6 protein-coding genes are annotated in these 6,103 nt (G+C 51.0%); 2 read left to right on the top strand and 4 right to left on the bottom strand.

Annotation, left to right across the window (positions count from 1 at the left end; all coding sequences use genetic code 11):
• The 4 genes from IGR76_09210 to lysA form a co-directional block, all read right to left on the bottom strand.
• On the bottom strand, positions 1-1,018 hold a 1,018-nt coding region (locus IGR76_09210), incomplete at its 3' end, for a pre-peptidase C-terminal domain-containing protein (GenBank protein ID MBF2078685.1).
• A 202-nt stretch (positions 1,019-1,220) separates the two neighbouring features.
• Positions 1,221-1,979 carry an isoprenyl transferase gene (locus tag IGR76_09215; GenBank protein MBF2078686.1) on the bottom strand — a complete coding sequence of 253 codons (759 nt, stop codon included), beginning with the start codon at positions 1,977-1,979 and terminating at the stop codon, positions 1,221-1,223.
• Complete coding sequence (locus IGR76_09220; protein MBF2078687.1) at positions 1,976-2,899, bottom strand: TIGR00159 family protein; 924 nt, start codon at positions 2,897-2,899, stop codon at positions 1,976-1,978. The genes IGR76_09215 and IGR76_09220 overlap by 4 nt, the downstream gene beginning before the upstream one ends.
• A 135-nt stretch (positions 2,900-3,034) precedes the next feature.
• Positions 3,035-4,432 carry a diaminopimelate decarboxylase gene (gene lysA, locus IGR76_09225; GenBank protein ID MBF2078688.1) on the bottom strand — a complete coding sequence of 466 codons (1,398 nt, stop codon included), beginning with the start codon at positions 4,430-4,432 and terminating at the stop codon, positions 3,035-3,037.
• A 93-nt stretch (positions 4,433-4,525) separates the two neighbouring features.
• Between lysA and rimI the strand changes: the two genes are divergently transcribed.
• Both rimI and IGR76_09235 read left to right on the top strand, forming a co-directional pair.
• Positions 4,526-5,089: a ribosomal protein S18-alanine N-acetyltransferase gene (gene rimI, locus IGR76_09230; protein MBF2078689.1), complete on the top strand. Its 564-nt coding sequence runs from the start codon at positions 4,526-4,528 to the stop codon at positions 5,087-5,089.
• Between the two features lie 269 nt (positions 5,090-5,358).
• Positions 5,359-6,103: ATP-dependent Clp protease ATP-binding subunit ClpC (locus tag IGR76_09235; GenBank protein MBF2078690.1), on the top strand; the 745-nt coding region annotated here is incomplete at its 3' end.

The following is a 6,103-nucleotide window of genomic DNA, read 5'->3' on the forward strand; positions in this document are numbered from 1 at the left end:
ACTGAAGGAAACGCCTTATTCTCAATACGGTGTGCTTCTTGCTGTGACCAATTACGTCATCTTTAACATGCCCGCCATCCGCAACTAGGGGAATAGGGTTGCCGTTATTCAGCGCTTTTGAATTAACGCCCGTAAATTGAGCATTGGATATCAACCGATCAAGCGCATCCGATGTGCCAATTCCTAGGACGTGACCGAGTTCGTGCACGGCAACTGAGAAAAAATCATTGGCATTTCTAGGAATATCTCCCGCCGTGTCCGGAGTACTATCAAAAAACCAGTTCACATTTGGGTTAAAGGAAATATCCCCCGTCCAAGGTTCAAAGTCTGAACCGTTGAACCGTGTATCCAGGCTAGAACCGACCGTCCATGAACCAAAGGGGCCGCCAACCGCTAACCCTCCACCCGTTTGCCCCGTACCGACGAATACCAACAGATCGTCTATTTCGGTCTCAAGATTGAACGACTTTGCTGCTCCGGTGGTGGGATTCGTGAACTTTATAGACTTCCCTGCGGGAACATTGGCAAATTCATCCAGGATGATGTTTTCCCAAACCTTGGCTGCCGCATTCAAAACTGCCCGACGTTCTGCGGTGAACCAGTTGGTCGAGTCAAAGCGATAGTCAAATTGGATATTGAAGGTGCTCGTCGTACTGGAGGCAGCCGTTACCGAATCTGTTGTTGCCGAACCTGTCAGCTTATATTTCGTATTGGATTTTCCCTTCGGGTAAACTCGAATAAAGTACGTCCCCTCTGCAACGGTTTTTTTGATGGTTTCGTTGCGTGTTCCTCGTTGTGCTGACCGCGCAATGACCGTGCCATTTTTCTGCAAAAGTTCAAGGTTGGCGTTCGCTTCTAGGTTTGAGAGCGTAAGGTTAAGCTGACTTTTTTGTCGCAGGCGCACTTTGTAAAAATCATCCCGGTCTTTAAGGCTTACTGCATCGCTAACAGTTTTAGCTGTGGAACTCAGTCGCAGTCTACGGGCATCAGATCGGGTGTTTCCGGCGCGGTCTACCATTTGCTCTATCCTGCTGAAACAGTTGAAGTGGCCCACCGTTGGTTATGCGGCATGGTCTCTACCGTAAGCTAAACGTTTGGTTGCTGATGTAGACCGAGGGGCCTGCCAAGAACCAACAGCAGCTTTTGACTACTCTTCAGTGTGCCCAGAATATGGGAGTGAGCGATCGCCCCTTTCGTGAAACGGTTGAGAAAAGTAGAGGTTAACTGGAATGCACCCGTCCAAAACGGCGATCGCGCTGCTGGTACGAGGCCAGTGCCCGATGCAGTTCTGCCCGGTCAAAATCTGGCCAGAGCGTATCCGTGACGTAGATTTCCGAGTACGCCGCTTGCCACAGCAAAAAGTTACTAAGACGCAGTTCACCACTAGTACGAATCAATAGATCTGGATCACTCGTTCCGGCAGTATACAAGAACCGTTCAAATAAGCCTTCATCAATCTCTTCCGGTTGGAGCAGACCATGCTGCACTTGAGTGGCGATCGCCCGACACGCCTGCACAATCTCCTGGCGTCCCCCGTAGTTTGTGGCCACCGTGAAATGAATGGCATGGTTGTGGCGAGTTTCGTCCATCGATCGCTCAATTTCCGCCTGTAGGGATGAGGGCAGCGCTTTCAAATTCCCCACAAAGCTAATACGAACATCCTCTTCCATCATTTCGCGGAGTTCGCGCCGCAACACTCGCTCAAACAACGCCATCAAGAAATCGACTTCTTCAACGGGACGTCCCCAGTTCTCTGTAGAAAAGGCATAGGCGGTTAGCGCTTCAATTCCCCAGTCCTTACAACACCGCAAAATATCTTTGAGGGCATCCACCCCACGCCGATGCCCCATAATTCGCGGAAAACCTTGACGCTTTGCCCATCGACCATTGCCATCCATAATCACAGCAATATGTTTGGGTAGTCGTTCCTTAACTAAATCAGAGGGTAACTCTGTCAGGGATGTAGCCTTGGCTGTCATTTTTTCTCCCGAGATGTTGACGAAGTAATCCCAAACAAACGCGACAGCGCCGTGGTGATTCGATTTACAACCTGACGGCCCAAGATGCGTAATCGAGGTGCCATCACTTCTCGCTCTACCGATTGTGTAAATCGCTGGCGGAGGAGTTCTCGTAACTTACTACTGGTCAGCGGTCGGTTTAAGATGCCGTGTTCCGCCAGAGAAATGGAACCCGTTTCCTCAGATACAACCACACAAAGGCAGTTTTCGACCCGTTCTGTAATCCCCATCGCGGCACGGTGGCGGGTGCCCAGTTGACGAGAGGCAGACCTTTCGGAAATTGGCAATATGATACCCGCCGAGAATACTCGTGATCCTCGGATCAGGACGGCTCCGTCGTGGAGAGGAGTGGTCGTTTGAAAAATGGTCTGCAGCAACTCTTTTGATACCTCAGCATTCAGCCGTACACCCGGAACAGAAAAATCCCGCTCATCGATCGGACGACTCGTTTCTAAAATTAGCAGAGCCCCGATCCGATTTTGCGAAAGTTCCTTAACCGCATCCACAATTTCATCAATGACGCTGTCTGGCTTGGGAATTGCTTCATAGGAGCTTTGAAAAAGCTGACTAAATTCCCCTCGACCCAGTTGTTCCAACAGTCGCCGGAATTCATTTTGGAGAATGAAGGCCATCGCTACTGCCGAGCCAATCACCAATTTTTCTAGCACAAAATGCAGCAGCCGCAGATTCAAGAAACTGCTGATCGCGGCTGCCAGCATCAGAATGATCAGTCCTCGAACCATCCAAAGCGTGCGTCGTTCGCCAACGATGAGCAGGATGGAATAGGTCAGCACTAAAACCAATCCAACGTCAATCACAGAGAGCAGCAAGGACTGAGTCCAGCCAAGGTTTGTCAGCCATTGCTCGAGCAAAGATCCCATGTGATTGACTTGGATTGACCTAGATTGGCGTAAGAAACTGCATCTGGGATAGAGAAGACATAAATGGTAATTGCAGCAGGCAATTAATGACTTGAGCGGAGCAAGATCTGCCCTTCGGTGTCTTCTAGGCGTGATTTAGTGATTTAACAGTCGATCTGGCAAGCAATCATGCTGAATCAGATCTTGGTAGGTTTCACGCTGCAAGATGATGGTGGCTTCTGCTTGGGAAACAAGCACTGCAGCAGGGCGGGAAACCCGATTATAGTTAGAGGCCATGCTGTAATTGTAGGCACCCGTCGCCAGAACAACGAGCACATCACCCGACGACGTCTGGGGCAGGAGAGTTTCCTTAATTAAAATATCGCCGGACTCACAGTGTTTTCCTGCGATCGCCACCGATTCCGTCAGTTCTTCTGACATCCGATTCGCAACTACTGCCCGATATATCGATTGATAGGTAATGGGACGAGGATTATCTGACATCCCGCCATCGACCGTGACATAGGTACGGATACCGGGAACCGTTTTTTGACTGCCCATGGTGTACGCCGTTACGCAGGCATTGCCAATGAGCGATCGCCCAGGCTCGGACAACAATCGGGGGAGAGCAATGTTGTGGGTCGCACAGGCTTGCGTCACGGATTCCGCTACCACCTTAACCCACGCATCAATACTTGGGGGATCATCGGCTTCGGTGTAGCAAATCCCCAACCCGCCACCAATATCCAATTCGCTGACCGGAAGACCATACTGGCTTGCTTTGATAAACCAGTCCACCATGACACTGGCTAAATCTTGGTGGGGCTGCACTTCAAAAATTTGGGAACCGATGTGGGCATGCAGTCCCACACAATTCAGATGGGGTTGCTGGGCCACAAAGCTCAACACGCTATCCATTTGATCGGGATCAAAGCCAAACTTGCTGTCGAGGTGTCCAGTGCGAATATATTCGTGGGTATGGCATTCGATACCGGGAGTCAAGCGAAGCATGATGCGAACGGGCTGCTCGGAACCAGCCGCGATCTCTGCTAGCGTTCTTAGTTCCAGCCAGTTATCCACCACAATCGTGCATCCCGACTGCACCGCAAACTCAAGCTCCGACCGGGACTTGTTGTTGCCGTGGAGGTAAATGACGGATGGATCTACACCTGCCTGGAGTGCGGTGTATAGCTCTCCTCCAGAGACCACGTCCAGTCCTAACCCTTCCTGAGCGGCGATCGCACAAACCGCTAAACAGTTCCAAGCTTTGGAGGCGTAAATCACCAAGGATTCGCCCGCATAGTACCGCTGAAACGCTTCCCGATATTGGCGACAGGCAAGGCGAAAGGTCTCTTCATCCAAAATATAGAGGGGCGATCCAAAGTTCTGCACCAACTCCACCACATCGCATCCACCAATTTCCAGGTGGTCACGCTCGTTAACGCGAGCCGTAATCGGCATAATGTGCTGATTGGGAGACGGAGCATCCGAGGATAGGTTGGGAAGATATTGACAACCAGTGTTACCAGTTCGTGTGGCCGGAGTTGACACCATGAAAAGCTACAGTCCTTAACGTCAAAAATGATTCGTGTCCAGTTACCTAGTGTACAATTGAGGGCTGTCGGTACGCGTGGTCATTCAACGTCTGTGAACGTTTTGAAACTGCAACCCCTCACCCCTGCGCTCCTATCATCAGCGGTAGAACTGGATCAGCTAGCCTTAGGGGGATTGTGGACCCAGGATGGATACCAGCGTGAACTGGACAGCCCAAACAGTGATTTGCTGATTCTCGTTCCAAGTACAGAGCCTCCTAAACCGCAACCCATCACTGCCCTCGGATGCCTTTGGGCAATTTTGGAAGAAGCCCACATTACGATATTGGCGGTGCGTCCGCAGTATCAACGCCAAGGACTCGGACAAGCCCTACTGGTTGCCCTCCTAGCGGCAGCGCGATCGCGCCACCTAGAATGGGCAACCCTAGAAGTGCGTCCATCCAACCATGCTGCGATCGCCCTCTACCAAAAACATGGGTTTTCAGAAGTCGGACGACGGCGACACTATTATGCAGACACGGGAGAAGATGCTCTTATTTTATGGCGTAAAGGATTGCATCATCCAGAATTCTTAGAAACTCTGGAACAATGGCGATCCCAAGTGCGCGATCGCCTCAAAACGTCAGGATGGCTCCTAGCGGAAGATCTTGACAAATGAGCGCTTTTTGGGTAAACCTTCTCTCTGGGTGAAAGAAATGAACTGCGTTGGTTAGCAACGGTCAGACAGGCAACCGTTACCCGTGGTTCGGCGCTGCGATCCCCAGCCTTAGGATTTAATAGAACGTTTGCATTACTCGCTTCGTTCGTCAAGTATCGGTAGGGTTTCGGTTATTCCTACCTTTATTCTGGTATCCCCGGATAGATGCCAGTTGAATTCCCTATGCTAAAATCAGCGTACCGGCACGCAGCAGGTGATGGAAAAACGCCATGTTTGAACGCTTCACAGAAAAAGCCATTAAGGTGATTATGTTGGCCCAGGAAGAGGCTCGTCGCCTGGGACACAACTTTGTAGGAACAGAGCAGATCCTCCTGGGTCTGATCGGCGAAGGAACTGGCGTCGCCGCCAAGGTTCTCAAGTCGATGGGCGTTAATCTTAAAGACGCTCGTATCGAAGTTGAGAAAATTATTGGGCGAGGTTCTGGGTTTGTCGCCGTTGAGATTCCGTTTACGCCAAGAGCAAAGCGAGTTCTAGAACTCTCCTTAGAGGAAGCTCGCCAGCTTGGACACAACTACATCGGCACGGAACACTTGCTTCTGGGTCTCATTCGTGAAGGCGAGGGCGTTGCTGCTCGCGTTCTAGAAAATTTAGGCGTGGATCTATCCAAGGTTCGCACTCAGGTTATCCGAATGCTGGGTGAAACGGCTGAGGTTTCTGCGGGAGGCAGTCAAGGCCGCACGAAGACACCCACGCTGGACGAGTTTGGCTCAAACCTGACTCAGATGGCGGCAGAGGGCAAGCTTGATCCCGTTGTGGGTCGTCAAAAGGAAATTGAGCGGGTTATCCAGATTCTGGGTCGCCGAACCAAGAATAATCCTGTTCTTATTGGTGAACCTGGAGTCGGTAAGACGGCGATGGCTGAAGGTTTAGCCCAACGCATCTCCAATGGCGACATTCCAGACATCTTGGAGGAGAAGCGAGCTGTGACCCTCGACATCGGTTTACTGGCTGCAG

The sequence above is a fragment of the Synechococcales cyanobacterium T60_A2020_003 genome, from assembly GCA_015272205.1.
Taxonomy (GTDB): Bacteria; Cyanobacteriota; Cyanobacteriia; order RECH01; family RECH01; genus JACYMB01.